Origin of the sequence: Pseudomonas sp. EMN2, assembly GCF_009650555.1 — a bacterium.
Taxonomy (GTDB): Bacteria; Pseudomonadota; Gammaproteobacteria; order Pseudomonadales; family Pseudomonadaceae; genus Aquipseudomonas; species Aquipseudomonas sichuanensis.
Map to the genome: position 1 here is coordinate 14,299 of NZ_VZZR01000103.1, position 26,245 is coordinate 40,543.

At 68.7% G+C, this 26,245-nt stretch carries 16 protein-coding genes; 5 read left to right on the forward strand and 11 right to left on the reverse strand.

The window, feature by feature from the left end:
• Window positions 1-15: 15 nt before the first annotated feature.
• A complete protein-coding gene (locus F6X61_RS24555) occupies window positions 16-804 on the reverse strand; it encodes a DNA/RNA non-specific endonuclease (RefSeq protein WP_178125884.1) in 789 nt (262 codons plus the stop codon).
• Window positions 805-939: 135 nt separating this feature from the next.
• Here F6X61_RS24555 and F6X61_RS24560 point away from each other — a divergent pair, with 135 nt between their 5' ends.
• On the forward strand, window positions 940-1,287 hold the full coding sequence (locus tag F6X61_RS24560; RefSeq protein WP_153788935.1) for a hypothetical protein: 348 nt from the start codon (window positions 940-942) through the stop codon (window positions 1,285-1,287).
• A gap of 11 nt (window positions 1,288-1,298) precedes the next feature.
• Here F6X61_RS24560 and F6X61_RS24565 read toward each other — a convergent pair whose 3' ends face one another.
• From F6X61_RS24565 to F6X61_RS24610, 10 genes are all read right to left on the reverse strand, one after another.
• The gene (locus F6X61_RS24565) at window positions 1,299-3,452 is read right to left on the reverse strand and encodes a TonB-dependent siderophore receptor (protein ID WP_153788936.1); all 2,154 of its coding nucleotides are present in this window, start codon (window positions 3,450-3,452) and stop codon (window positions 1,299-1,301) included.
• Between the two features lie 72 nt (window positions 3,453-3,524).
• Window positions 3,525-3,932: a DUF2946 domain-containing protein gene (locus F6X61_RS24570; protein ID WP_153788937.1), complete on the reverse strand. Its 408-nt coding sequence runs from the start codon at window positions 3,930-3,932 to the stop codon at window positions 3,525-3,527.
• Window positions 3,933-4,116: 184 nt separating this feature from the next.
• On the reverse strand, window positions 4,117-4,986 hold the full coding sequence (locus F6X61_RS24575) for a metal ABC transporter solute-binding protein, Zn/Mn family (RefSeq protein ID WP_153788938.1): 870 nt from the start codon (window positions 4,984-4,986) through the stop codon (window positions 4,117-4,119).
• Window positions 4,983-5,882 carry a metal ABC transporter permease gene (locus tag F6X61_RS24580; protein WP_153788939.1) on the reverse strand — a complete coding sequence of 300 codons (900 nt, stop codon included), beginning with the start codon at window positions 5,880-5,882 and terminating at the stop codon, window positions 4,983-4,985. The genes F6X61_RS24575 and F6X61_RS24580 overlap by 4 nt, the downstream gene beginning before the upstream one ends.
• A complete protein-coding gene (locus F6X61_RS24585; RefSeq protein ID WP_153788940.1) occupies window positions 5,879-6,625 on the reverse strand; it encodes a metal ABC transporter ATP-binding protein in 747 nt (248 codons plus the stop codon). The genes F6X61_RS24580 and F6X61_RS24585 overlap by 4 nt, the downstream gene beginning before the upstream one ends.
• Window positions 6,622-7,533, reverse strand: a complete 912-nt coding sequence (locus F6X61_RS24590) for a metal ABC transporter substrate-binding protein (protein ID WP_178125885.1) — start codon at window positions 7,531-7,533, stop codon at window positions 6,622-6,624. Before F6X61_RS24590 ends, F6X61_RS24585 begins: the two co-directional genes overlap by 4 nt.
• Before the next feature lie 10 nt (window positions 7,534-7,543).
• Window positions 7,544-8,113: a DUF6162 family protein gene (locus F6X61_RS24595; protein WP_153788942.1), complete on the reverse strand. Its 570-nt coding sequence runs from the start codon at window positions 8,111-8,113 to the stop codon at window positions 7,544-7,546.
• Complete coding sequence (locus tag F6X61_RS24600; RefSeq protein ID WP_125858309.1) at window positions 8,110-8,430, reverse strand: hypothetical protein; 321 nt, start codon at window positions 8,428-8,430, stop codon at window positions 8,110-8,112. The genes F6X61_RS24595 and F6X61_RS24600 overlap by 4 nt, the downstream gene beginning before the upstream one ends.
• Window positions 8,427-8,966, reverse strand: a complete 540-nt coding sequence (locus F6X61_RS24605) for a thiamine pyrophosphate-binding protein (RefSeq protein WP_110995154.1) — start codon at window positions 8,964-8,966, stop codon at window positions 8,427-8,429. The genes F6X61_RS24600 and F6X61_RS24605 overlap by 4 nt, the downstream gene beginning before the upstream one ends.
• The gene (locus F6X61_RS24610; RefSeq protein ID WP_153788943.1) at window positions 8,963-10,168 is read right to left on the reverse strand and encodes a PepSY domain-containing protein; all 1,206 of its coding nucleotides are present in this window, start codon (window positions 10,166-10,168) and stop codon (window positions 8,963-8,965) included. Before F6X61_RS24610 ends, F6X61_RS24605 begins: the two co-directional genes overlap by 4 nt.
• Before the next feature lie 226 nt (window positions 10,169-10,394).
• On the opposite strand from F6X61_RS24610, the gene F6X61_RS24615 reads away from it, so the two are divergent.
• From F6X61_RS24615 to F6X61_RS24630, 4 genes are all read left to right on the forward strand, one after another.
• Entirely contained in the window at window positions 10,395-19,664 is a 9,270-nt protein-coding gene (locus F6X61_RS24615; RefSeq protein WP_153788944.1) for a non-ribosomal peptide synthetase, read from the forward strand.
• Between the two features lie 55 nt (window positions 19,665-19,719).
• Window positions 19,720-20,796 (forward strand): TauD/TfdA family dioxygenase, encoded by a 1,077-nt coding sequence (locus F6X61_RS24620; protein ID WP_110995179.1) that lies wholly within the window; start codon window positions 19,720-19,722, stop codon window positions 20,794-20,796.
• Window positions 20,793-23,837, forward strand: coding sequence for an amino acid adenylation domain-containing protein (locus tag F6X61_RS24625; protein WP_153788945.1), 3,045 nt, complete (start codon window positions 20,793-20,795; stop codon window positions 23,835-23,837). Before F6X61_RS24620 ends, F6X61_RS24625 begins: the two co-directional genes overlap by 4 nt.
• A partial coding sequence (locus F6X61_RS24630; RefSeq protein WP_153788946.1) for a condensation domain-containing protein occupies window positions 23,834-26,245 on the forward strand: 2,412 nt, incomplete at its 3' end. The genes F6X61_RS24625 and F6X61_RS24630, both read left to right, overlap by 4 nt.

The following is a 26,245-nucleotide window of genomic DNA, read 5'->3' on the forward strand; positions in this document are numbered from 1 at the left end:
CCAATGCGGGGCCCGTCATTCCCGGTCGCACTTCGTTGTCACGGACCAGGTGCGTAACGGGCGCTGGTCCTTCAGCGTTTCAGGCACATCGATCGGCGCCTCCTCCGGCCCCAGCAGCGTCTCGATCTCATGCACGCTGCGCAGGTACGGATCCAGATCGTTGCCCAGCCCCGCCTGATGCGGGATCCACCAGGCGATCACCTGCGTGCGGCCCTGCTCGTCCTCGGTCAGCAGCACCTTCCAGAACGCTTCCGGCGTGGCGATGCCGTGGGAGGCCTGGAAGTAATCGTTGGCCAGCCCCTCGCCTTGATGATCGAACACCACCCCACCGATCACCTTCACCGGGTGCCGGTCGCGGTAGCACTCGGTGAGCAGCTCGGTCTGGTACCAGGTGCGGCTGTTGTGGCTGGCCAACTGCGGAACGATGTTGCTCATCCGATTGGAGGCGTCCATCGCCGCGCGGTCGTCGTCGAAATGGTTGTTCGCCGCCAGGTGGCCGCGGTGGAAGCCCTTGGGCGTCGAGTAGGCCTTGGTCGAGGTCTGGCCCTTGCAGCCGGGCGGCAGGTCGGGGTCGAGGCGGAAGTTGTCCTGACGCGCCAGGTGCCCGACATCCTTTTCCAGGGTGAGGGCAAAACGGTGGGGTTCGCCACGCTGGCAGTCGTACCAGAGCAGGTAGCGGCCATTGTCGAGCAGGGTGAGCGGGAGGGGCGACTGCGCCGGTTCAGGCGCGGGCGGCGAAGGCAGGCGAGGTGCGCAGGAGGTCAGCGAGAGGGCGAACAGCAGGAACGGCAGGCGGCGTATCACACGTCTTCCTTGGCGGTGTGGCAGGGCAGGTCGGCGTGCATGATACCGACCCGGCGCGAAGGCGTCCTGCTGCATTGCCTGCGGGCATGTCACTGGCCATAATCGCGCCCCCGTTCCAATGGATGTCATTTCGCCATGCAGGCGCTAAAACTCCTCAACTTTTTCAGCGTCGTCCTGTTGTGCCTGGCTGGGCTGGTGTTCTGCGTAGGCAATGTGGTGGCGCTGCTGTGGATGCCCAAGGCGGTCATGTTCATGGTGATGTGCCCCGCGGCCGTGGCTGGTGCCTTGTTGCCCGTCACCTTGCTGAGCGTGCTGCTGGCCTGGCGCACGGGCGTGATCAGCGCCAGCAACGCGCTGATCTGCTGCCTGCTACCCGTGCTGATCGGCTGCTTCTCGCTGTTCATGGGCGCCCTGGCATTCTTCGTGATTCCCTTCACCTTGCGCCGGCACATCGGTTACAGCCTGGCGGTCGCACGGGGCTAGCTAATGCGCCCTCAGAACCGCATATCCATCGCCACTTCAAACGTCCTCGGATCCCCCATGTAGTACTGGGTGTTGTACGCCTGCTTGGCATACACCTCATCCGTCAAGTTGCGCACCCGCGCGGTCAGCGTGGTGTGCGCATCCACCCGGTAGCGGGCAAAGGCCCCGTACAGGGTGTAGGCAGGCGCCTTCAGCGTGTTGGCATTGTCGGCATACACCGAGTCGACATAACGCGCATCCACCCCCGCCGACCAGTCCGGGGTAAAGCTGTAGGTCAGCCACAGGTTGCCGACGTTGGCCGGCACGTTCACCGGCGCATTGCCCTCGCGGGACACCGACTTGCCCGCCACCGCTTCGTTGAACTCGTCATAACGCGCATGCACGTAGGCATAGTTGGCCTCGGCCAACAGTTTCGGCGTGACCTGCAACCGCCCGGACAGCTCGATGCCCCGTGAGGTCTGCTGGCCGGCCTGCACCGTCTGGTTGGGGTTGTTCGAATCGGCCACGGCAAAATCCTTGCGCACGATCTGGTACACCGCCACCGTCGCCGCACCCCGGCCATCGAGGAAGTCGAACTTGCTGCCGGCTTCCCATTGCTCGCCCTTGGACAGGTCGAACAAGCCGACGTTGGAGTAGGTCGCCGCCGCCAGGGAGCCTGCCGGCAAATCGGCGGCGGTGCTGTATTGCACATAGACACTGGCCGCCGGGGTCAGCGTATAGGTCAGGCCGACACGCCCGGACAGCGGCTCCCAGCGGCGTTCGAAGAAGGCCGGCGCGGTGGGCGTGACGGCGCCGTAGTTGGTCACTTCCATGTCCAGGTAGTCGTAGCGCAGGGCGGTTAGCAAGGCCAAACGGTCGGTCAGTTGCAGGCGGTTCTCGGCGAACAGCGCGCGGTTGGTGGTCTCGTGCCGACGTTGCTTGCTCAGCCCGGTATTGACGCCGGGAATGGCGTAGAAGCTACCGGGATCGAAGTGGTCCGGGTCGACCGTGTCGCTCCAACTGCCCGATTTCGGGTACAGGCTCTGGCGCATCTTCGACCAGTCCAGCCCTGCCGACCACTGGCTGGCCAGGCCGAACAGGCTGTTGTCGTGGCGTAGCTCGATGCGGTTGCCCAGCACGCTCTGCTGGTGGCGCTGCAGGTAGGGGCTCGAGCGCGTCACATTGCCTGCGTTGTTGTAGCGGTAGCGCTCCAGGTTGCGGTAGTCGCGCTGGGCCTCGTACTGGTACAGGGTGTTGTGCAGGCTGGTGCTGTCGCTGACCTGGTAGTCGAGCATCGAACGCAGCCAGCGTACTCGCTGCTCGTAGCGGCCGTCGGCGACGTTGTAGTTCTCGAAACGCCGGTCCTTGTCGATCTTCATGGTGCTGCGCCCAGGCAGGATCGGCGAGCCCCAGTAAGGGCTGTCTTCAGTGTCCTCCTGGTACTCCACCGCCAGGGTGTGGGTCAGGTCAGGCGTAAGGTCGCTGAGCAGCGAAAAGGCCAGGCTGTCGGTCTGCCGTTCATTGCGGTCGATATAGCCGTTGCCCTGGCTGCGGCTGAAATCCAGGCGGGCGAAGTGGCGGGCGTCGGCCGGGTTGGCGGCCAGCGCCTGGTTGATGCCGAAGGCGTATTCGGCGGCGTCGTAGCTGCCGTAGCGGATACGCCCGTCGACGGTCTGCTGGTCGCGGCTGGCCAGCTTGCTGATGTAGTTGATCGAGCCGCCTACGGCACCGGCGCCATGCAGGAACGACGACGGCCCGCCGAGCAGTTCGACCCGGTCGATCACCCAGGCGTCCACCGGCCGGGTGGCGCTGCTGTAGCCCAGGTTGATGCCGTTGTAGAGCTGGGTCACCTGGTTCTGGGTGAAGCCGCGGTAGGTGACGAAGCCGCCGTAGCCGGGGTTGGCCGAGGCGTTCACGCCGGTCATGGCATTGATCACTTCCTGGGTGTCGCGGGCGTCGCGCTGCTCGATCACCCGGCGGTCCGAGACGCTTACCGAGGCCGGGGTTTCCCGCGCCGTCAGGCCCAGGCGCGAGCCCGTGGCGATCGGGGTGTCCAGTTGCACGCCGCTGGGCGCTTCACGCTCGCCATCGACGGTGGTGGCGGACAGTTCGACAGGCGCGCCTTGCGCCCAGGCACAGTGGCAGGTGGCGCTCAGCACGAGCACCAAAGAGGAGTTGCGGATCATGTTGTAAGGGTTCCACGCAAAGGTCTTGGCAGGCCCGACCCACAGGCGCGCGCACGGGCGCGCCTGCCAGGGTCAGGCGAAGTGTTCTGCTGCGGGGAACGGAGAAGGGGAGGCGCGGGGGTTGATGGCGTGGCGCAGGTAGCGCGGCGGCGGTTGCCCCCAGCTGCGGGTGACGATCGGCGCTGGCGCCTGGCCAAGCGCGGCGCTGAAGGTCCAGCCGGCGCTGCTGAGCGGCACGGCCATGGCGAACGAGGAGCACACCGGGCAGTCGAGCTGGGCCATGTGCTGGTCGCCACCGCCGCCGTCCAGGTCGATGGCCGGGCCATGGCCGCTGTCCATGCTGCAGTAGCCGCCTTCCAGGCCGGACAGGCGCAGGCCGGTCATTTGGCCATGGTGCAAACCACACAGCAACAGGCTGAACAGGACGCTGGCGTAGAGCGTCCATGCGGTCAGCGAGCGTGTCCGACGAGTGGTTTTCATGGCGGCGAATCTACCATTTGGAGGGTTTCACCGGGTTTCGGGTTGGTGTGGTGGATTGTCGCAGGCGGTGTCGTTTCCTGTACCGGCCCTATCGCCGGCAAGCCGGCTCCCACAGGTATGGCGCGACTCTTGGTTCAGCGCTGTACCTGTGGGAGCCGGCTTGCCGGCGATAGGGCCCTGAAACTCAGCTGCTGCCCAGCGCCTTCACCACCTGCTCGACACTGGCCTTGAGCCCGGCCACGGTGTCCTGCGGGTCGCTGTCGACCACCAGCAGCTTGGCGCCACCGGCCTGGATCGCCGCCACCACCTTGGCATCCGGTTGGCGGTGGTGCAGCACCAGCGCCACGTCTTGTTGCTTGAGGTTGCCGGTCAGCGCCTTGAGCGCAGCTTCGTCCCACTGCTCGTCGGCGTGCAGGGGCTGCTCGACCACATCCAGGTTGAGCCCGTTGGCCAGATACCCAAGCCGCTCGGACAGGCTGACGACGCTAAGGTTGTCGACCTCGGCCAACTGCGCCTGGCTGCTGGCGGTGAGTTCCAGCATCTGGCGCTTGAGCCCGGCCAGGTTGCCCTGGATCTTCGCCTTGTCCGCCGGCGACAAGCGCTCCAGGTCGTTGGCCACCACATCGGCCATGCGCCCCAGATTGGTCGGGTTGAGCCAGGGGTAGGCGGCGAAGGCCTGCTCGCCATTCACCGCGATGCCCGGCAGGGCACCGTCCACAGGGCGCGCGGCGTCGATTTCGACGATGCGGATATTGCTGCGCCGGGCCATGGGGTAGAGCGGGTCGTCCCGCCAGATCGAGCGCACGCCGATCACTGCGTCGGCCTGCTGCGCGGCCTTCTGCAGGCTGGCGCCGCCACGGCCCTCGAAGTACGAGGGCTGGCGGCTGGCCGGCAGGTTGTCCGGGACGGCGCTCTTGAGTTGCACCGAAGTGCCATCGAGCAGCGCGGCCGCCAGGCTGTGGGTCACCGGCAGGGTGGTCAGCACTTGCGCGGCGTTGGCCAGCAGCGGCAGGCCGCTCAAGGCCAGGGCCAGGGTGAGTTTTTTCAGGGTCATGCCGGGTTTCCTTGCAGGCGGGGGACGAGGGCACGGGCCAGGGCACAGAGGGCGAAGCACAGGCCGGCCACCAGGATGATCGCCGCGCCCGACGGCACCGGCAGGTCGAGCATGATCGGCAGCAGGATGCCCAGCAGGGTGCTGACGGTGGCGATCACTACCGAGATGAAGAAGAAGCCCTTGAGCGACTGGCTGACCAGCCGCGCGGCCGCCGCCGGGATCACCAGCAGGGCGCCCACCAGGATCGCCCCGATCACCTTCACCGAGGCCACGGTGACCAGCGTCACCAGCACCACGAACAGGTAGTCCAGGGTCTTCACCGCCACCCCGCGCACCGCCGCCAGCTGAGGGTTGAAGCTGGCCAGCATGATGCGGTTGTACAGCGGCAGCGCCAACGCCAGCACCAGCACCGCGACGATGCCCAGCACCAGCAGGTCGTGGGCGCTGACGGTGAGCACCGAACCGAACAGCACGTTTTCCAGGATATGCACGTTGATCTTGCCGGCCAGCATCAGCAGCAGGCTCGCGCCCAGCGCCAGCGACACCGAGAGGAACACCCCGATCAAGGTGTCCGGCGACAGCCCGGTGCGGTTGCGCAGGAAGTTGAGCAAAATGCCGAACAGCAGGCAATAGCCGAAGAGGCTGCCATAGGGGCCGGTGTAGGGCTCGCCAAGCAAGATGCCGATGGCAACACCCGTCAGTGCGGCGTGGCCGACCGCCTCGGAGAAGAAGGCAAAGCGCTTGACCACCACCAGGGTGCCCAGCCCGCCCAGCACCGGGCCGATCATCAGGCCCGCCAGCAGCGCGTTGACCACGAAACCGTAGGCCAGCGCCTCCGGCAGATAACCCGCGCCGGCCCATTCCTGGACCAGTTGGCGGAACGCTTCGAAACTCATGAACGGCTCTCGCTGCGAGGGTGGACGGAGAACAGGCTGAGCAGGCGCTCAGGCGTGAGCGCTTCAGCCGGCGGGGCGTCGAACAGTACCTGGCGGTTCAGCCCGGTGACCCGGTCGGCCAGGCGCAGCACTGCCTGCAGGTCGTGCTCGATCCACAGCACGGTGGTGCCGGCCTGGCGCCAGCCGTGCAGCAACTGCTCGAACACCTGGATACCGGCCTCATCGAGCGCTGACATCGGCTCGTCGAGCACCAGCAGTTGCGGCTCGGGGATCAGCCCCTGGGCCAGCAGCACCCGCTGGCGTTCTCCACCGGACAGCGCGCCCATGCGCCGCTTGCGCTTGTCGAGCATGCCGACCCTGGCCAACGCCGCGTCGATGGCCGGGCGCACCCGCCGCGACAAACCGAGGAACGCCGGGCGGCGCTGGCACATGGCGGCCATGAAGTCGTCGACGGTCATCGGCAGGCCGCGGTCGAATTCCAGCGCCTGGGGCACATAGCCGATCACTTCTTGCTCACCCGGCCAGTGCAGGGTCAGCTGGCCCTGGTGCGGCATCTGCCCGAGCAGGGTCTTGATCAGCGAGCTCTTGCCGCCGCCATTGGGCCCGACGATGGCGTGCACGCTGCCCGGGGCGACATTGAAGCACACGCCTTCAAGGATGCGCGTACGGCCCAGGGTCAGGTCGATGCCGTCGAAGTCGATGCGGGGGCCGCCAGCAGCGGTGAGGTGGGCGGCGGCGGTCACGCGCGGTTCTCCTGGATAGCGCGGACCACGGTGTCGAGGTTGCGCTTCATCTCCACTTCGTACTTTTCCTTGGTGTATTCGCCATAGGAGATGTGCGTGAGCGGGTACAGTCGCACGCCCGATTCACGCTGGATGGTCTCGACGTAGGCGGAAGGGAAGTCCATTTCCGAGAAGATCACCTTCACGTCCAGTGCCTTGAGCTGGTCGATGGTCTTCTTCAGCTGCGCCGGGCTCGGCTCGATACCGTGGGCAGGTTCCACCACGGCGGTCACTTCCAGGCCGAAGTCACGCACCAGGTAGTCGTAGGCAGCGTGGATGGTCGCCACGCGGAAGGTCGCATCCGGCGCTTGGGTCACCTGGGCCAGCGCCTCGGCGCGCAGGGCGCGCAGGCGCTTGGCATAGGCGCGGGCGTTCTGGGTGTAGAACTTGGCGTTGTCCGGGTCGAGCTTGCCCAGTTCGCGGGCGATGTTGTTGACCTGGGCGATGGTCGCACTGATCGACAGGAAGGTGTGCGGGTTGACCACCTTGCCGGCGCCACGGGCGGCGATACCGGTGGCCGCCAGCAGCGGCACGTTGGCGTTGGCCTCGATGGTCTTGATATCGGGCTTTTCGCTGGCGGCGATCATGCGGTCGGCGAAGTCGTCATGGCCCACGCCATTGAGCACCACCACATCCAGGCTGCCGATGCGCTTGATGTCTTCGGCGCGCGGCTCGTAGGCATGGGGGTTGAAGCCGGCCGGGATCAGCGGCACCACCTCGGCCTTGTCGCCGACGATATTGCTCACATAGCTGTAGTAGGGGTGCAGGGTGATACCGATGCGCAGCGGCTTGCCAGTGTCGGCGACGGCCAGGGCAGGCAGGGCACAGGCCAGGAGCAGCGCCAGGGTGCGGCGGGCGGAGCGGAACATGGGCAAATCCTTAATGGCGGTGTTGGCGGGTGACCCCGGCGTCGTAGTGGGTGATGATCTGCCGCCAGCCGGCGGCGATCAGCGTGGCGCTGTCCAGGGCGTCCGGGGCCATCGCGCTGCTGTCGCGGCGCAGCCACACATCGGGCTGGGCGTCGGCGGTCTGCGGCAGGATCAGCAGCAGGCTGCCGGCCACTTCCGGGGCCTGGCTGCGGCCCAGGTAGGCGCCGTTGTCCAGCAGCGCCCATTGCAGGCTGCCGCGGCTCTGGCTGCTGGCATCGGTGACGAAGGGCGGCAGGCCCGCTTCGGCAAGCTCGGCCACCGGCGGCGCGCTGCCGCTTTCCTCACGCAGCGCACGGATCTCCTCGACCGCCACCCACAGGTCGGTGTGCAGGCCCTGTTCGGCGGCGTTCAGGTCACGCCGGGCGTCGAGCTGGTGGGCGGCCACGGCCTGCTCATCCTCGCGTTCGCCGCGCAGTGCCACCACGCCGGCGGCCAGCAGCAGGATCAACGCGGCGGTCAGCAGCACATAGAGGGTTTCGTGCCCGGCACCCGCCGGGCGTACCACCTGGGCGCGGCTCATGGCGCACCGATGTCGGCGTGGTCCACTTCCACCACATGGCCGGGGCCGGCATCGAACAGCACGTAGAACTCGCCGTCGGGGCGCTTGAAGGTGAGGGTCGAGTCATCCCCCAGCTTGCTGGCCACCAGCACCTGTTCGTCGTAGCCGATCACGTCCAGGGTCACCCCCGGCGCGCCGCTGCCGTCGCTGAAACCGCCCTTGCAGGTGATCTGCCCGGCGTTTTCGGTGCAATCGCACATCGGGTTGTGCGCCAGCGCCGGGGTGGCGGCCAGCAGCAGGAAGGGCAGGGCGAGCCTGCGCAGCAACGGTGGTGTCATTTCTTGCCTCCTTGTTTCTCGAGCCAGGCCACGGTGGCCGGCGATGCCTTGGCCAGCGGCACCGAGGCCTGGTACATCTTGCCGTCCCAGCCTTCGATGGTGACCCACAGGTCGGCGTCGGCGCGGGTGCGCGGCGGGATCGGCAGGTTGGTGCTCATGCGGTGTTGCGAGCCGAAGAAGATGGTGCCGGCGGCGCGCAGGCTGCGCGGCTTGCCGACGCGCAGGTAGATCGCCTTGACGCCCTCGGTGCAGGTCTTGCACAGGGCGGCGTTGAACGCCTTGAAGTCACCGGCGGGGCCGTCGGCGCGCGGTGCTTCGTCACGCAGCTCCGCCAGGTCGAGGCTCCAGCGGTCGATCTGGATATCGCGGATGACGTTGGCGCCCAGTCCACTGTCGCCGCGCAGCAGGCTGGCGTCGGCGAAGTACTTGGGCATGAAGCCCAGCGGGATGAGGATCAGCAGGATGTTCAGGTGGAAGCGCCATTTCAGCCACCACTGCTTGAAGCCGCCCTGCGGCACGCTGTTCGCCTGGCTCATGGCTGCGCCTCCACAGGGGTTTCACGAGGTTGCCTGACCCGTGCCGGGCGCTCGCTGCGCTTGAGCGCGGCGGCGGTGGCCTGGGCGGTGCGCTTGGTCCAGATCAACAGGCCGCTGAGCACCATCAGGGTCAGCACCAGGCCGAAGAAGAACCAGATCAGCTTGATCGCCAGGCCGCCGAAGTCGCCGGTGTGCAGCGGGCGCATCGATTCGGTGACGAACTCCAGGGTCGAGCGGTCGCCCAGCAGGAACTGGGCGTCGACGTTGCGTGTGTACGGATTCACTTCGGCGGTCTGGAACATCAGCGGGTACCAGCCGCGGCCGCCCATGCTGTAGTGGCTGTAGGCGGTCAGCGGCAGGGAGATGAAGCTCACGTCCAGGCCCGGGATGCGCTCGGTGGCGATGCGCGCGGCCTCGTCCAGGTCGATGCGCGGCGCCGGCGTGCCATCGGGCGTCTGCGGCACCTGCTCGCGGGCGATCACCGGCACCACCGGTTCGGTGGAGATGGTCACGTGGTTGTCGCCGAGTATCGCCTGGATCAGGAACCAGGTGCCGGTGATGGAAATCACCGCGATGAACCAGATCGACCAGACCCCGGCCAGGCGGTGCACATCGCCCCAGAAGATCCGCGAGCCGTGGCCGGTGCGCACCGGCTTGAAGAAGCCGCGCCAGAACTTCTTGTACACCACCAGCCCCGTGACCAGCGAAGCCAGCATCGGCAGGCCGAGCAGCGATACCAGGTACCAGCCCCAGCTGTAGCCGTTGGTGAACGGCACCAGCCACCAGCCGTGCAGGGCGCGGGTGAAAGCCTCGAAGTCGAAGTTCGGCCGCTGGCCCTGGATCGCCCCGGAGTAGGGGTTGACGTAGAGCAGCGCGGTGGTGCCGTCAGGGCGGGTCACCGAGGCGTTCAGGGCAAAGTGCGAGCCGTCCGGCTGGCTGAGAAAGCGCACTGCCAGCTCCGGCTCGGCCTTGTGCATGGCCGTGAGCACCTGCTGGAAGCTCAGGCGCTCGGCGTCGGGCGCATCCAGCGGTTTGCTGGCGCGCACGTCCGGGTTGGCCAGCCAGACGATCTCCTGGCTGACCACGGCGAGCATGCCGGTGAAACACACGATCAGGACAAAGAACCAGATCGGCAGGGCGAGCCAGCTGTGCACCAGGAACCACAGCTTGGAGGCGGATTTCTTCTTCGGTTGTCGGGCCATCGGTCGGTCTTCTGCATAAAAAGTGCGGTCGAGGCTCGGCTCAACCGTGAAGGCTGCACTTAATAGGACGGATGAGAATGAGAAACCTGCCAAAGTAAATGAAAGTAAATGTTTCAAGGCGACCGGCGGCGGCCTGCGCCGTCCGTTAATTTTCCCCTCCGTTCATCCGTTTTCCATGCACGACCGAGCTGCCCCGCTCGTTGCCCCTCTTTACGGATGATCGCCAATGAATGCTCAAGATGCCCGCAACCTTGCCCGCCGATTCCTCGAGTTGCCGGCGCAAAAACGCAGGATCTTCTTGCAGGCGCTGGCCCGGGAACAGGTCGACTTCGCCCAGTTCGCCATCCCGGCCGGGGTGCAGGCCGCCGAGCGCGGCCTGCCCTCGTATGCCCAGCAGCGTATGTGGTTCCTCTGGCAGCTCGATCCCCAGGGCGCGGCCTACAACCTCCCGGGCGCCGTTGGCCTGGACGGGCCGCTGGACCGTGCTGCCCTGGCCCAGGCCCTGGAAGCGCTGGCCGAGCGCCATGAAACCCTGCGCAGCGCGTTGCGCCAGGAGGGTGAGCACGGGCTGCGCCAGGTCGCCGCGGCCCAGGCGGTGACCGTCGATTTCGAAGACCTCTGCGCGCTGGATGCCGGCGCCCGCGAACAGGCGGTGAAGGCGCGCGCGCAAGCCCAGGCCGAGTGCCCGTTCGACCTGGAGCAGGGCCCGCTGTGGCGGGTGCGCCTGCTCAAGCTGGACGCCGAGCGCCATGTGCTGCTGCTGACCTTGCACCACATCGTCTCCGATGGTTGGTCGATGAACGTGCTGATCGACGAGTTCATCCGCTGCTACGACGCCTTCAGCCAAGGCCAGCCCATGCCGCTGGCGCCGCTGCCGATCCAGTACGCCGACTACGCCCTGTGGCAGCGCGCCTGGCTGGAAGCCGGCGAGCAGGAGCGCCAGCTGGCCTACTGGCAACAGGTGCTGGGTGACGAGCACCCGGTGCTGGAGCTGCCCACCGACCACCCGCGCCCGGCCACCCCCAGCCATCGCGGCACCCGCTTCAACTTCGCGGTCGATGCCGAGCTGGCCCAGCAGCTGCGCGCCCTGGCCCAGCAACAACAGGCCAGCCTGTTCATGGTGCTGCTGGCTGCCTTCGATGCCTTGCTCTACCGCTACAGCGGCCAGGGCGAGCTGCGCGTGGGGGTGCCCATCGCCAACCGCAACCGTGCCGAAGTCGAAGGGCTGATCGGCTTTTTCGTCAACACCCAGGTACTCAACTGCCGCATCGACGAGCACCTCACGGTGGCCGGGCTGATTGCCCAGGTGCGCGACACCGCCCTCGGCGCCCAGGCGCATCAGGAGCTGCCGTTCGAGCGCCTGGTCGAGGCGCTCAAGCTTGAACGCAGCCTGGCGCTCAACCCACTGTTCCAGGTGATGTACAACCACCAGCCGCTGGTCACCGACCTCGGCGCGCTGCAGACCGCCTCGGGCATTCGTTTCGACCTGATCGAGTGGAAAGGGCGCACCACCCAGTTCGACCTGAGCCTGGATACCTGGGAGAAGGGCGGGCAGCTGCACGCCGCACTTACCTACGCCGACGAGCTGTTCGACGCGCCGACCATCGCGCGCATGGCCGGCCACTGGCTGAACCTGCTGCGTGCCATGGTCGCCGACACAAGCCAGCCTGTGGCGCGGCTGCCGATGCTCGGCGCCGACGAGCAGCAACAGCTGTTGCACGCCTGGAACCCGCCGGGTGACGGCTTTGACCAGGTGTCGCGGATCGATCAGAGCATCGCCCGCCAGGCCGCCGAACAGCCCGAGGCGCTGGCCCTCACCTTCGGCCTTGAGCAGTACAGCTATGGCCAGCTCGACCGCTGGGCCAACCGCCTGGCCCAGCGCCTGGTGGCAGCCGGTGTCGGCCCCGAGACCCGCGTCGGCGTGGCCCTGCCGCGTACTCCGCAACTGCTGGTGTCGCTGCTGGCGGTGTTCAAGGCCGGCGGCGCCTACGTGCCGCTGGACCCGGACTACCCGGCGGAGCGCGTGGCCTACATGCTCGACGACAGCGCCGCGCACCTGGTGCTCAGCGACCCTGAAGTGGCCCAGCGCCTGGCCCTGGCCGACTGCGCCGAAGTGCTGCTGGTGGACGCCGACGAGCAGAGCCTGGTCGCCTGGCCGGACGTGCCGCCGGCCAATAACGCCGTGGCGCAGAACCTCGCCTACGTGATCTACACCTCAGGCTCCACCGGCCGCCCCAAAGGCGTGGCCATCACCCACCGCAACGTCATGGCGCTGCTGCACTGGTCGCGTCAGGTGTACAGCCGCGAAGACATCCAGGGTGTGCTGGCCTCGACCTCGATCTGCTTCGACCTGTCGGTGTGGGAGCTGTTCGTGACCCTGGCCGCGGGCGGCTCCATCGTGCTGGCGCGCAACGCCCTGGAACTGCCGCAGCTGCCGGCGCGCGACCAGGTGCGCCTGGTCAACACCGTGCCCTCGGCCATTACCGCGCTGCTGCGCGACGGCCAGTTGCCCGCCGGCGTGCGCATCGTCAACCTCGCCGGCGAGCCACTGAAGCAGCGGGTGGTGGACGAGCTCTACCGCCAGCCGGGGCTGGCGCATGTGTACGACCTGTACGGCCCTTCGGAAGACACCACCTACTCGACCTGGACCCGCCGCCAGGCCGGTGGCCGTGCCAGCATCGGCCGGCCGCTGCCGCACACCGCCGCCTACCTGCTCGACGCCGCCCTGCAGCCGGTGCCGCAAGGTTGCGCCGCCGAGCTGTACCTGGCCGGCGCCGGCATTACCCGTGGCTACCTCGGGCGCCCGGGGCTGACCGCCGAACGCTTCGTGCCGGACCCGTTCGCCGCCGACGGCGGGCGCCTGTACCGCACCGGCGACCTGTTGCGCTACCGCGACCAGGGCGAGCTCGAGTACATCGGCCGCATCGACCATCAGGTCAAGGTGCGTGGTTTCCGTATCGAGCTGGGCGAGATCGAGGCGCGGCTGCAGGCGCAGGCGCAGGTCAGCGAAGTGGCGGTGTTGGCGCCGGAAGGCCCGAGCGGCCGCCAGTTGGTGGCCTATGTGGTGCCGGCCGATGCCGCGCTGCTCGACGACCCGGTGGCCCAGAGCACGCTGCGCGAGCAACTGCGCGCAGCGCTGGGCGAGCACTTGCCCGACTACATGGTGCCCGCGGCCATGCCGATGCTGGCCGCGCTGCCGCTGACCCCCAACGGCAAGCTCGACCGCAAGGCGCTGCCGGCGCCCGACGTGTTGCAGGCGCAGCGCGAGCATGTGGCGCCCGGCGATGCCCGCGAGCAGGCCCTGGCGCAGATCTGGCAAGCGTTGCTGGGCCTTGAGCAGGTCGGCGTGCTGGACAACTTCTTCGAACTGGGCGGTGACTCGATCGTCTCCATGCAGGTGGTCAGCCGTGCCCGCGAGGCCGGCCTGGCGCTCACCCCCAAGGACATCTTCCAGCACCAGACCATTCGCGGCCTGGCCCAGGTGGCCGGGCAGGCGAGCCAGGCAGTGGTGCGTGGGCCGGCCAGCGGCGAAGTGCCGCTGACGCCGATCCAGCACTGGTTCTTCGACCAGGCCATCCCTAACCGCCAGCACTGGAACCAGGCCCTGCTGCTCGATGCCCGCGCACCGCTGCAGGGCGAGCCGCTGGCCCAGGCCGTGCGCCAACTGGTTGAACACCACGACAGCCTGCGCCTGCGCTTCGAGCAGCACGGCGGCACCTGGCAACAGCGCTATGCCGAAACCGCCGGCGACGTGTTCCAGCGCTGTACGGCGGCCGATGCCGAAGCCGCGCTGGCACTGTGCGAGGCTGCGCAGCGCAGCCTGGACCTGGCCCACGGGCCATTGCTGCGGGTACTGCTGATCGAGCTGCCCGAGGGCCGCCAGCAACTGCTGCTGGTGCTGCACCACCTGGTGGTGGACGGGGTGTCCTGGCGGGTACTGCTCGAAGACCTCGAGCAGGCTTACCGCCAAGTGCTGGCCGGCCAGCCGCCACGCCTGCCGGCGCGCACCAGTGCATATCAGGATTGGGCGCTGCGCCTGCACGACGCCGTGCCGAGCTATCAGGCGCAGTTGCCCTGGTGGCGCGAGCACCTGGGGCGCGCGGCGGTCGCCGAACTGCCGTGCGACAACCGCGACGGTGCGCTGCACAACCGTCATGAACAGAAGATCGAATGCCGCTTCGACGCCGAGCTCACCCGCCAACTGCTGCAGGTCGCACCGGCGGCCTACCGCACCCAGGTCAACGACCTGCTGCTCACCGCCCTGGCCCGGGTGCTATGCCGCTGGACCGCCGCGCCGGGCGCGCTGATCGAGCTGGAAGGGCATGGCCGTGAAGACCTGTTCGCCGGGCTCGACCTGTCGCGCAGCGTCGGCTGGTTCACCAGCCTGCAACCGGTGCTGCTGGTGCCCGAGGCCGAGCTGGGCGCTTCGCTGGTGGCGGTCAAGGAGCAGTTGCGCGGCGTGCCCGACAAGGGCATCGGCCACGGCCTGCTGCGTCACCTCGGCGATGCCGACACCCGTGCCGAGCTGGCGGCCCTGCCGCGCCCGCGGGTGACCTTCAACTACCTTGGCCAGTTCGACCGTCAGTTCGATGAACAGGCGTTGCTGGTGCCCGCCACCCATGGCGCCGGCCAGGGCCAGGACCCGGACGCGCCGCTGGCCAACTGGCTCACCGTCGAAGGCCAGGTGTACGGCGGCGAGCTGGCGTTGCAGTGGGGCTTCAGCCAGCAGATGTTCGCGGCCGAACGCATTCAGGCCGTGGTCGATGGTTTCGCCGAGGAACTGCGCGCATTGATCGCCCACTGCGTCGAGGCCCCCGGCCAGGTGACCGCCTCGGACTTCCCGCTGGCCGGGCTCGATGGCGCGGCGCTGGCGCAACTGCCGGTGGCCGCACGCCAGCTCGAAGACCTCTACCCGCTGTCGCCGATGCAGCAGGGCATGCTGTTCCACAGCCTGTATGAGCAAGCCGGCAGCGACTACGTCAACCAGATGCGCGTGGATGTCGACGGCCTGCACCCCGCACGCCTGCGCGACGCCTGGCAGCAGGCGCTGGACGCCCATGCCATCCTGCGCACCGGCTTTGCCTGGCAAGGCGAGCAGGGCAAGCCCCTGCAAATAGTCATGCGCCAGGTCGAACTGCCCTGGCGCGAACTGGACTGGCGCGACCGCGCCGACCTGCCGCAGGCGCTCGCCGCCCTGGCGCAGGAGGATTGCGAGCACGGCTTCGACCTGGCCCAGGCCCCCTTGCTGCGCCTGACCCTGGTGCGCACCGGCGAGGCCCGGCACCACTTGATCCAGACCTGCCACCACCTGCTGCTGGACGGCTGGAGCAACTCGCGCCTGCTCGGCGAGGTCCTGCAACGCTACGCCGGGCAGCAAGTGGCGCCCCCGGTCGGGCTGTACCGTGATTACATCCAATGGCTCGGTCAGCAGGACATGGCGGCCAGCGAGGCATTCTGGCGTGACCAGCTCGCCGCGCTGGAAACCCCGACGCGCCTGGCCCACGCGCTGCCCACGCCGCAAGCGGCGGCACAGGCCAGCCACGGCGACTTCTACCAGACCGTCGATGCGGCCTTGGGCGAGCGCCTGAACGCCTTCGCCCGGCAGCAGAAAGTCACCGTCAACACCCTGGTCCAGGCGGCCTGGCTGTTGCTGCTGCAACGTTGCACCGGCCAGGACTGCGTGGCCTTCGGCGCCACCGTGGCCGGGCGCCCGGCGCAACTGCCGGGCATCGAGGCGCAGATCGGCCTGTTCATCAACACCTTGCCAGTGATCGCCCGGCCGGCCCTGCAGCAAACCCTGGGCGACTGGCTGCAACAGGTGCAGGCACTTAACCTGGCGCTGCGCGAACACGAGCACACGCCCCTGTTCGAGATCCAGCGCTGGTCGGGGCAGGGCAGCGATGCGCTGTTCGACACCTTGCTGGTGTTCGAGAACTACCCGCTGTCGGCGGCGCTGGCCGAGTCCGGCCAGGCCGGCGTGCGCTTTGGCGAAGTCGCCAACCTGGAGCGCACCAACTACCCGCTGACCCTGGCCGTGACCCTCGGCGAGCGTCTGCAGGTGCACTACAGCTATCTGTGCGCGGCGCTCGACGCCGCCACCGTGCAGGCCCTCGCGGCGCAGCTGGAATGCCTGCTCGGGCAGTTCGTCGAAGGCGCAGGCCAAGTGCTGGCGACCCTGGACAGCGTGCCCCCGGCCGAGCGCCAGGCGCTGCTGGCGATGCCCGCCGCCTTGCCGGCGCAGACCGCGCCGCAGTGGCTGCACCAGTTGATCGAAGCCCAGGCCCGCCGCACGCCAGAGGCCATCGCCCTGGTTGCCGAGGGGCGGACGCTGAGCTACGCCAGCCTCGACAGCCAGGCCAGCGACCTGGCCCAGCGGCTGGTCGCCGAGGGCGTCGGCCCAGAGGTGCTGGTGGGCATCTCGCTGCCCCGTGGCGAGCGGCTGATCATCGGCCTGCTGGCCATCCTCAAGGCCGGCGGCGCTTATGTGCCGCTGGACCCGGAATACCCCGCCGAGCGCCTGGGCTACATGCTCGAGGACAGCGGCGTGCAGCTGGTGTTGGGCGATGCCCGCAGTGCGGCGTTGCTGGCTGGCAGCGCCGCACGCCTGCTGCGGGTCGATGAGCTGGCGCTGGCTACCCATGGTGTCGAGGCCCCGTCGCCGACCCTCGCCGGCAATAACCTGCTGTGCCTGCTGTACACCTCCGGTTCCACCGGGCGGCCCAAGGGCGTGGCCTTGGAGCAGGGCGCCCTGTTGCGCCACCTGCTGACCATGCAGCGCTTCTACCGCATCGACAGCAGCGACCGCTTCCTGCATTTCGCCTCGTTGAACTTCGACTGGGGCACCGAGCAGTGGCTGCTGCCGCTGATCAGCGGTGCCCGCTGCGTGCTGCGCGGCGAAGGCCTGTGGAGTGCCGAAGAGGCGCTGGACGTGATCGAGCGCGAGCAGGCCAGCCTGGTCTATTTCCCCACCCAATACGCCTGCCAACTGGCGGCCTGGGCCGCGGCCCATGGCCGGGCGGCGTCGGTGCGCTCGTTCAACGTGGCGGGCGAGGCCTTCCCTCGCGAGGGCTTCGAGCAGATCCAGGGGCAACTGCGCCCGCAGCATATCGTCAACGGCTACGGGCCGACCGAAACGGTCATCACCCCCTTCCTCTGGGAGGCCGATGCCGCCACCCGCTTCACCAGCGCCTATGCGCCCATCGGCCGACCGGTGGCCGGGCGCAGCGCCTACCTGCTGGCCGAAGGCCTGGCCTTGCAGGCCGATGGCGTGGTCGGTGAGCTGTATATCGGTGGCGAGGCCCTGGCGCGCGGCTACCATGCGCAGCCATCGCTGACCGCCGAGCGCTTCGTCCCCGACCCGTTCGCCAGCACTCCCGGCGCGCGGCTGTACCGCAGCGGCGACCTGGTCCGGCGCCTGCCGGACGGGCAGATGGAATACATCGGCCGGGTCGACCATCAGGTGAAGATCCGCGGTTTCCGCGTCGAGACCGGTGAAATCGAGGCCTGTCTGCTGGCCCAGGCGGCTGTCGCCGAGGCGGCCGTGGTGGCCGTGCCGGGCCCGGTCGGCCAGCAGCTGGTGGCCTACGTGGTGCCGCGCCAGGCGCTGGCCGAAGCTGACCGCGAGGCCCAGGCCGCACTCTGCGAAGGCTTGCGCGCAGCGCTCGGCGCAGCGCTGCCGGACTACATGCAGCCGGCCCACTGGCAGGTGCTGGCCCGATTGCCACTGACCCCCAACGGCAAGCTCGACCGCAAGGCCTTGCCGGCGCCGGACGCCAGCCTGCTGGCACAGGCCTTCGAAGCGCCGCGCAGTCCCCTGCAAGGCGAGCTCGCCGCGTTGTGGAGTGAACTGCTGGGCGTCGAGCGCGTAGGCCTGCGCGACAACTTCTTCGACTTGGGCGGCCATTCGCTGCTGGCCACCCAGGTGATCAGCCGGGTGCGCCATGCCCGTGGCGTCGAGCTGCCCTTGCGCAGCCTGTTCGAAGCCCGCGACCTGGAGGCGTTTGCCGCCACGGTCGATGCCTGCATGACGGCCCCGGCTCAGCTGCCGGTGCCGCAGCTGCAAGCCCTGGACCCGGCGCAGCGCCAGCCGTTGTCGTTCGCCCAGCAGCGTCTGTGGTTCCTCTGGCAGCTGGAACCGCACAGCTCGATGTACAACATTCCGCGCGCCCTGCAGCTTGACGGCGAGCTGGACATCGACGCGGTGCGCACAGCCTTCGAGGGCTTGCTGCAGCGCCATTCGGTGTTGCGTACCACTTACGCCCAGGAGGGCGGCGACAGCTGGCAGCAAGTGCATGCGCACATGGCCTTGCCGCTGGCTGTCGTCGATCTGCGCGAGGCCCCGGCCGCCACCCGCGAGGTGGCGATCGCCCAAGCCCTGGCCGAGCAGGCGCAGGCGCCGTTCGACCTGGTCAACGGCCCGGTGCTGCGGGTGGCGGTGCTGCGCCTGGCCGAACAGCAGCACCTGTTGCTGGTGACCTTGCACCACATCGTCGCCGACCACTGGTCGTTCGGCATCCTGCTGCGTGAATTCGTCGCCCTCTACGACGCCGCCGTGCAGCGCGCCCCGGCCGCGCTGCCGACGCCGGGCCTGGCCTACCTGGACTTTGCCGTGTGGCAGCGCCAGTGGCTGGCGGCCGGGCAGATGCAGCGCCAGCTCGATTACTGGCAGCGCACCCTGGGCGACGACCATCGCCTCAGCCGCCTGCCCGGCAGCCCGCAGGCCGGCGTCAGCGCCGGCACCTGCCAGGTGCACGCCTTCGATTTCCCGCCAGCGCTGGCCGAGGCCCTGCGCGCCACCGCCAAGGCCCGTGGCCTGACCCTGTACATGCTGTTGCTGGCCGGCTTCTCGCTGGTGGTGGCGCAGCGTTGCGACAGCTCCCGCGTGCGCCTGGGCACCGACGTTGCCAACCGCAACCATGCGGGGGTTGAAGAAATGGTCGGCTTCTTCGTTAACCAGTTGGTACTGCAGCTGACGCTGGACGACAGCCTCAGTGGCGAACAGTGGATGGAGCGCTGCCGCGATGTGGTGGTGGGTGCTTCCGATCACCAGGACCTGCCGTTCGACCGCTTGGTCGAGGCCCTGCGCCTGCCGCGTCAGGCCGGCCGTTCACCGCTGTTCGCGATCAAGTTCATCTACCAGGAAGGCAGCCTGCCGATGCAGGCGCCGCAAGGCCTGCAGGTGACCCCGCAGGAAGCGGGGCAGGGCGCCACCGAGCTGGACCTGATCGCCGAGTTCGTCAACGCCGAGCAACTGACCGCCGCCTTCAAATGCGACGCCAGCCTGTACACGGCGGCCGACATGCAAGGGCTGTTCGTGCAGTTGCAAGGGGTGTTCGAGCGCTTGCTCGAAGCGCCCGAGGCGCCCCTGGCGCAGCTGCTGGCCCATGCCGCGCAGCTGCAGGCCAGTGCCGAACAGGCCGCGGCCGAGGCACGCCAGGCGCAGCTCAAGGCGCAGCACCCGATCCGTCGGCGCGCCCGTGGGGTCGAGCTGCAGTAGAGATTGTCATGCCGGTGGCCGCTGGGCCGCCGGCTTTACCGAACGGGAGATGGAAATGTCCAACAGCGAGGCGCAAGCCATTCCGGTATTGGCCAAGGGGCGGCGCAAGAGTTTGAGCATGGACCACGACAGCCTCGTGGCCTTTTCGCCAATGTTCGAAGGCCACAGCCTGCCGTTGCTGTGCACGCCCAAGGTGGCGGGCATCAACCTGGCCGAATGGGCCGGGCAGAACCGCGCGCTGATCGAAAGCAAGCTGGACCAGCACGCCACCATCCTGTTCCGCGGCTTCGCCGTGCAGGACATCGGCGAGTTCAACCAGTGCGTCGATGCGATCTCCGGCGGCGCCCTGGAGTACCTGTTCCGCGCCTCGCCGCGCACCCAGATCACCCGCAAGCACAATGTCTACAGCTCGACCGACTACCCGGCGGTGGAGAAGATCTTTCCGCACAACGAGCACTCCTATTCGCCGGTGTTCCCGCTGCACCTGTATTTCTACTGCGACCTGCCGTCGCCCACCGGCGGCGAAACCCCGTTCGGCGATACCCGGCTGATCCTGCCGCGCATCGACGCCGAGGTGCGCGATGCCTTCGTGCGCAAGGGCGGCGTGCTGTACGTGCGCAACTACGGCGACGGCATGGGCCTGCCCTGGCAGACCGTGTTCCAGACCGAGGACCGCGCCGAGGTCGAGGCCTACTGCGCCAAGATCGGCGTGGAGCCGGAGTGGAAGTCCGGCAACCGCCTGCGCACCCGCCAGAAAGGCCCGGCCATGGTCCGCCACCCGCGCACCGGCGAAACCGTGTGGTTCAACCACGCCACCTTCTTCAATGCCCTGACCCTGCCCGACAGCATCCGCGACAGCCTGCGCGCCGAGTTCGCCGACGACGAACTGCCGCAGAACACCTTCTACGGCGACGGCAGCCCGATCCCCGAGGATCACATCCGCCACCTGCAGCAGATCTACCGCGACGTCATGGTCGAGTTCCCCTGGCAGAAAGGCGACGTGGTGATCCTTGACAACATCCTCACCATCCACGCGCGCAACGGTTACACCGGCCCGCGAAAGATCCTCACGGCCATGGCCATTCCCCTGAAAAGCAGCGAAGTGGCACTGGGCCAAGGAGTTCAAGCATGACCGCAAGCAACGCAGAAATTTTCCAGACCTCGGCGCAACAGGCGCATCTGCTCCAGGCCAGCGGCGGCCAGGCGCTGGCCGCACGACTGTGGCTGGCGCTGGACGCCGAGCCCTCCCTGGAAGCGCTGCAGCAGGCCCTGGCCCAGCTGTGCGAGCGTCACGAAATCCTGCGCACCCGCTACGTGCAGGTGCCGGGTCTGAAACACCCGGCCCAGGAAATCCACGCTCAGGTGAACCTGCGCGTGCGTCATGCAGCCACAGCCGAGCAGGCCCGCCTGCAGGTGGCCGAAGACCTTGGCCAGGCCCCGCTGGCCGCCAGCCTCGAGGGCCGCAACCTGCTGCTGGGCGTGGCACTGGCCAGTGCCGACCCGGCCGCCCTGCGCCTGCTGGGCGATGAGCTGCAAGCCTTGCTGCGCGGTGAAGCGCTGGCCGAGTTCGATGCCCTGCAATACGCCGACTACGCCGCCTGGCAGGGCGACCTGGCCCAGGAAAGCATCGGCCAGCAAGGGCGTGCGTTCTGGCGCGGGTTGCTGGCCGAGCAGGCGCGCCCGCTTGCCTTGCCGTTCGAGCGCCGCGTGGCGCTGGCCGAGGCGCCGTGCGTCGAACAACTGGCCACGCCCGTGGCTGACGCGCTGGCCAAGGTGGCCGAAGCGGGGCGGATCACCACCGACGAAGCCCTGGCGGTTCTGTGGGCCGCGTTCCTGGTCGAACTGGGGCAGCCCGCCAGCGTGGTGCTGGGGCTGGAGGTCAGCGGGCGCAACGAACAGCTCGAACAGACCGTCGGCCACTTTGCCCGCCAGCTGCCGCTGGTGCTGGCGATCGACAGCAGCCGAGGCCTGCGCGAGCAACTGCCGGGGTTGCTCGGCCAGTTGCGCCAGGGCCTGTCCTGGCTCGACTGCCTGGACGAAACCGACCTGGGCGAAGCACTGCTGCCGGCCTTCGCCTGTGGCTATCGCGCCGAGGCCGCGCAGCTGGAGCAGGACTGGCCGCTGGGCCAGAAGCTGCTGCTGCGCGCCGAACAGCGCGGGCAAGGCCTGAGTCTGCGCCTGGTCAGCCCGGCTCGGGTATTCGATGCCGCCCAGTTGCAGGCGTGGCTGGCGCAGTTCGCCCGGTTCGCCGTGCAAGTGGCGGCTGACCTCGAGCAGCCGCTGAGTCGGCACAACGGTGTCGATAGCGCCCAGGCCGAGCAGCTGCTGCAACGCTTCGACCGCAGCGCCGAGCAGGTAGAGGTGCCTGGCGAAACCCTGCACGGGCTGTTCGAGCAGGCCGCCAAGGCCACCCCAGGGCATACCGCCCTGCAAGTCGGCGCACAGGCGCTGGACTATGCCAGCCTCGACCAGCGTGCCAACGGCCTGGCCCAGGCCCTGCGCGAGCGCGGTGTCGGCCCCGACAGCGTCGTGGCGGTGTACGGCGAGCGTTCGGTGGAAATCGTCGTGACCCTGCTGGCCATTCTCAAGGCCGGTGGCGCCTACCTGCCGCTGGACCCCAGCTACCCGGCCGAGCGCCTGGCGTTCATGTTGCACGACGCCCGCGCCCAGTGCCTGATCACCCTGCGCCCCCTGGCCGACGGCATCGAGGTGCCGGACGGCGTTGCCCGCCTGGCCCTCGAACAGGGCCTGCCGGCCGCCCAGGTACAGGCCCCGGCCGTGGCGGTCGAGCCCGGCAACCTGGCCTACGTGATCTACACCTCCGGCTCCACCGGCAAGCCCAAGGGCGTGATGATCAGCCACGCCAACGCCTGTGCCTCGACCCGCGCCCGTGGCGAGTTCTATCGCGCCCCGCTGCGGCGTTTCCTGATGCTGTCGTCGTTCTCGTTCGACAGCTCGGTGGCGGGGATCTTCTGGACCCTCGGCCAGGGCGGCACCCTGTACCTGCCCGAAGAGCAGACGCACAAAGACCCGGCGCGCCTGGCGCAGCTGATCGGCGAACAGGGCATCAGCCATTTCCTGGCCCTGCCATCGTTCTACGCACAGATCCTCGAGCACCTGCAGCAGCCCGCGCTGGCCTGCGTCATCGTCGCTGGCGAAGCCTGCCCGCTGGAGCTGCCGGCGCGGCATGCCGAACGCCTGCCGCAGACCTTGCTGGTCAACGAGTACGGCCCGTCGGAGAGCTCGGTGTGGTGCTCGGCGCACGTCGTTGAAGCCCTGCCTGCCCATGAGCGGGTGTCGATCGGTGGCGCCATTGCCGGCACCCGCCTGCGGGTGCTCGACGAGCAAGGCGAACTGGTCGGCTTCGGCCGTGAGGGCGAGCTGTACGTGGGTGGCCCTGGCCTGGCCCGTGGTTACCTGCAGCGCCCTGGCCTGACCGCCAGCCGCTTCGTGCCCGACCCGTTCGCTTTGGTGCCGGGCCAGCGCCTGTACCGCACCGGCGACCGGGTCAGCCCCGGCGTCGAAGGCACCCTGGACTACCTCGGGCGCCTGGACTTCCAGCTCAAGCTGCGCGGCTTCCGCGTGGAGCTGGGCGAAATCGAAGCGCGCCTCGCCCAGCAGCCCGAGGTGCGCGAAGCCGCCGTGGTGGTGCGCGAGACCGGCGCCGGCGCGCAACTGGCGGCCTTCGCCACCCTGCGTGACCCGGCCAGCGCCAGCGGCCTGGAAAGCCGCCTGCTGGAGCGCCTGCGCGAGCAGATGCCCGAGTATATGGTGCCGGCCTTCCTGCGCGTGCTCGACCGCCTGCCGCTGACCCCCAATGGCAAGCTCGACCGCACCGCGCTCGCCGCCCTGCAAGCCCAGGGCAGCGCCTACCAGGCGCCGCGCAACGAGCTGGAGCAGACCCTGGCGCAGATCTGGCAGGAGGCCTTGCAGCTGGAGCAGGTGGGCGTGCATGACAACTTCTTCGCCCTGGGCGGCCACTCGCTTCTGGCCACGCGTATTCGCTCCCAGGTGCAGGAACGCCTGAACCTGGACCTGCCGCTGCGGGTGTTCTTCGAAGGTGAAACCGTGGCCTTGCTGGCCGAGCAGGTCGAGCGACATCGCGGCTCGGGCGTCAGCGAGGACAAGGCCGATGCCCTTGAAGCGCTGTTCGATGCGGTGGAGGACGTATGACCGCGTTGTCCGACCGCATGCAGGTACTGGCCAAGCGCTTCGCCGCCTTGCCAGCCCAGGAACGCCAAGTGTTGCAAGGCCGCATGCGCGAGCAGGGCCTGGCCTTCGATCTGCTGCCCATTCCACCCCGGGACAACCTCGACGAACCGGTGCAGGCCTCGTTCTCCCAGCAGCGCCTGTGGTTGCTGTGGCAGCTCGACCCCCGGTCCACGGCCTACAACCAGCCGGCGCTGCTCAGCGTGCGCGGGGCGTTCGACGCCCAGCGCCTGGAGCGCAGCCTGCAGGCTCTGGTGCAGCGCCATGAGGCGCTGCGCACCAACTTCCGCCAGGACGAGCAACAGGTCCTGCAAGTGCTGCACAGCCACCGCGCATTCAGCCTGCAGCAGCAGGACCTGCGCGGTAGCAGCCAGGCGCAGCTGGAGCAGGTGGCCGAGGGGCTGACCGCGCAGCCGTTCGACCTCGAACACGACCTGCTGCTGCGTGCCAGCGTGCTGCACACCGGCGAGCAACAGTGGGTGCTGGTGTTCTGCACCCACCACATCGTCACCGACGCCTGGTCGATGCCGATCCTGATCGAAGAAGTGCTGCGCCATTACCAGCAGCAGACGCCGGTACCGGCCTTGCCGATCCAGTACGCCGACCATGCCCGCTGGCAGCGCCTGTGGCTGGAGGCCGGCGAGGCCGAGCGCCAGCTCGGCTACTGGCGCGAGCGTCTGGGCGTGGCCGAGGACAGCCTCGAACTGCCCGCCGATCATCCGCGTCCGGCGCGACGCAGTGGCCGTGGCGCGCGGCTGGCCATCGAACTGCCGGCGGGGCAGGGCGAGGCGGTCCGGCAACTGGCCGCGGCCAACGGTTGCACACCGTTCATGGTGCTGCTGGCGACCTTGCAGGTGCTGCTGATGCGCTACAGCGCCAGCGAAGTGATCCGCGTCGGCACGCCGATCGCCAACCGTACCCGCGCCGAGGTCGAGGGGCTGATCGGCTTCTTCGTCAACACCCAGGTGCTGCAGGTGGAGCTCGATGGCCGCCACAGCTTCGTCGAGGTGCTGGCCCAGGTGCGCCAGCGGGTGCTCGAGGCCCAGGCCAACCAGGACCTGCCGTTCGAGCACCTGGTCGACGCCCTGCAACCCCAGCGCAGCCTGGATCGCACTCCGCTGTTCCAGGTGCTGTTCAATCACCAGGTGGCGACCGGCCAGGGCAACCGCTGGCAATTGCCGGGCGTCGAGCTGGCGCCGCTGGAAATCACCCGCGAGTCCGCGCGCTTCGACCTGGCGCTGAACACCGAGGAGCAGGGCGAGCGCCTCAGCGCCTCGCTGCTGTATGCCACCGACCTGTTCGAGGCCCGCACCATCGAGCGCCTCGGCCAGCACTGGGCGCAACTGCTGGGCGCCGCGCTGGCCGAGCCTGCGCGGGCGATCGAAACCCTGCCGCTGGGGCCGGCTGCCCAGGCCAGCGAGGCCGATGCGACAGTACGCGGCCCGTGGCTGCACCAGCGCTTCGCGGCCCAGGCTGCCGCGCATCCAGAGCGCATTGCCCTGGTGGAAGGTGCGCGCTCGCTCACTTACGCCGCTCTCGACGGCAAAGCCAACCAACTGGCCCGCCGCCTGATCGACAGCGGCGTGGCCCCGCGCACGCAGGTGGCCCTGTGCGCCGAGCGCCGCCTGGAAACCCTGGTGGGCCTCTTGGCCGTGCTCAAGGCCGGCGCCTGCTACGTCGCCCTCGACCCGCAGTACCCGCGCCAACGGCTGGAGCAGATGCTCGCCGACAGTGGCGCCGGTCATCTCCTGGCGCCCAGCGACCAGGCCGAACGCTTCAGCGGCTTCAGCGACGTGACGCTGCACCTGCTGGATGACGCCTGCGACCCGCTCGACGCCCCGTGCGCCGCGCCGGCGCTGAACCCACTGGGCGGCGACCTGGCCTATGTGATCTTCACCTCCGGCTCCACTGGCAAGCCCAAGGCCGTTGGCGTCAGCCAGGCGGCGCTGGCCAACTACCTGGACGGCATCGAACAGCGCCTGCCGCTGGGCCAGGTGCAGAGCATGGCGCTGGTCTCCACCCTGGCCGCCGACCTTGGCCATACCGTGCTGTTCGGCGCCTTGGCCGCCGGCCGTACCCTGCACCTGATCGATCCCGATACCGCGGTCGATGGCCAGGCCTTCGCCGCCTACATGCAGCAGCATGGTGTCGATGCGCTGAAAATCGTGCCGTCGCACCTGGGCGCGCTGCTGGGCAGCGACAACCTCGGCGTGCTGCCGCGCCGTTGCCTGGTGCTGGGCGGCGAAGCCAGCCCGCCGGCCTTGCTGCAACGCATCCGCGCCCTGGCGCCGGACTGCGCCCTGGTCAACCACTATGGGCCGACCGAAACCACGGTGGGCGTGTTCACCTGCCTGCTCGACGACCTGGGCAGC

Bases quoted from the DNA above. Each gene is read 5' to 3' on its own strand.
- F6X61_RS24565 (WP_153788936.1), bottom strand. From the start codon at position 3,452: ATGATCCGCAACTCCTCTTTGGTGCTCGTGCTGAGCGCCACCTGCCAC.
- F6X61_RS24625 (WP_153788945.1), top strand. From the start codon at position 20,793: ATGACCGCAAGCAACGCAGAAATTTTCCAGACCTCGGCGCAACAGGCG.
- F6X61_RS24580 (WP_153788939.1), bottom strand. From the start codon at position 5,882: ATGAGTTTCGAAGCGTTCCGCCAACTGGTCCAGGAATGGGCCGGCGCG.
- F6X61_RS24570 (WP_153788937.1), bottom strand. From the start codon at position 3,932: ATGAAAACCACTCGTCGGACACGCTCGCTGACCGCATGGACGCTCTAC.
- F6X61_RS24560 (WP_153788935.1), top strand. From the start codon at position 940: ATGCAGGCGCTAAAACTCCTCAACTTTTTCAGCGTCGTCCTGTTGTGC.
- F6X61_RS24615 (WP_153788944.1), top strand. From the start codon at position 10,395: ATGAATGCTCAAGATGCCCGCAACCTTGCCCGCCGATTCCTCGAGTTG.
- F6X61_RS24595 (WP_153788942.1), bottom strand. From the start codon at position 8,113: ATGAGCCGCGCCCAGGTGGTACGCCCGGCGGGTGCCGGGCACGAAACC.
- F6X61_RS24605 (WP_110995154.1), bottom strand. From the start codon at position 8,966: ATGAGCCAGGCGAACAGCGTGCCGCAGGGCGGCTTCAAGCAGTGGTGG.
- F6X61_RS24610 (WP_153788943.1), bottom strand. From the start codon at position 10,168: ATGGCCCGACAACCGAAGAAGAAATCCGCCTCCAAGCTGTGGTTCCTG.
- F6X61_RS24600 (WP_125858309.1), bottom strand. From the start codon at position 8,430: ATGACACCACCGTTGCTGCGCAGGCTCGCCCTGCCCTTCCTGCTGCTG.
- F6X61_RS24620 (WP_110995179.1), top strand. From the start codon at position 19,720: ATGTCCAACAGCGAGGCGCAAGCCATTCCGGTATTGGCCAAGGGGCGG.
- F6X61_RS24590 (WP_178125885.1), bottom strand. From the start codon at position 7,533: ATGTTCCGCTCCGCCCGCCGCACCCTGGCGCTGCTCCTGGCCTGTGCC.
- F6X61_RS24575 (WP_153788938.1), bottom strand. From the start codon at position 4,986: ATGACCCTGAAAAAACTCACCCTGGCCCTGGCCTTGAGCGGCCTGCCG.